At 26.7% G+C, this 730-nt stretch carries 2 protein-coding genes; both read left to right on the top strand.

Features of this window, described 5'->3' with window-relative positions:
- Window positions 1-235, top strand: a 235-nt coding sequence (locus QZ106_RS00725) for a hypothetical protein (protein WP_295973033.1), incomplete at its 5' end; no start/stop codon positions are given.
- The coding region (locus tag QZ106_RS00720; protein ID WP_295973030.1) for a retron system putative HNH endonuclease at window positions 219-730 on the top strand (512 nt) is incomplete at its 3' end. The genes QZ106_RS00725 and QZ106_RS00720, both read left to right, overlap by 17 nt.

Here is a 730-nt window from a genome sequence, read left to right as displayed (position 1 = left end):
TAGTATCTATACACTTTTATATAATATAAATTCAAGATCAGATAATGAAATAAAAGAAAAATTAGAGCGGTATTTATCTTTAGTAAATGAAAATCAATATAATTCTGAAGAAGCAATAATGCTTAGGAAGGAATTAGAAAAAAACTTTAAAGGTAATGAACCATCTCTAGAAGAAGCTAAGTTAATTATCGAAAATAAAGAATGGGAAAAGTCTTTATATGAAGAAGGTCAATAAGTCAAGCATACCAAATGCTTTACTAAATTATAGAAGCACAAATAAATCTTATACTTGGAAAGCTTTCAGAAAAAAGAAAAAATCTTATAAAAGAGTAAAAAAACAAATTTTTAAAGATCAAGGAGGGATATGTGCTTATTGTGAACAAGATTTTTCCTGTTCACAAGGAGATGATGACTATATAACTCAGATGATTGAACATTTCCACCCTAAAAGAGATATTGGTTCTAATAAGAACTGGGCTTTAGATTGGAATAACTTACTTGGTTGCTGTACAGGAGGAACAGAATCTAATAAAATTATATTTCCTACTCTAGAAAATTTAAGTTGTGATCAATATAAAGAAATCGCATTACCTAAGATAAATAATGTCGAAGGTTATCTTATAAACCCAATTGATATGCCAGCATTTCCTTGTTTATTTAAAATTAATCAAGTTACAGGACATATTTTAGCAAATGAAAAAAATTGTAAAAAAGTTAGTTTTAACATAAA

The organism is uncultured Aggregatibacter sp. (assembly GCF_901873365.1).
Taxonomy (GTDB): domain Bacteria; phylum Pseudomonadota; class Gammaproteobacteria; order Enterobacterales; family Pasteurellaceae; genus Aggregatibacter.
This window is presented reverse-complemented; position numbering and strand designations above follow the sequence as displayed.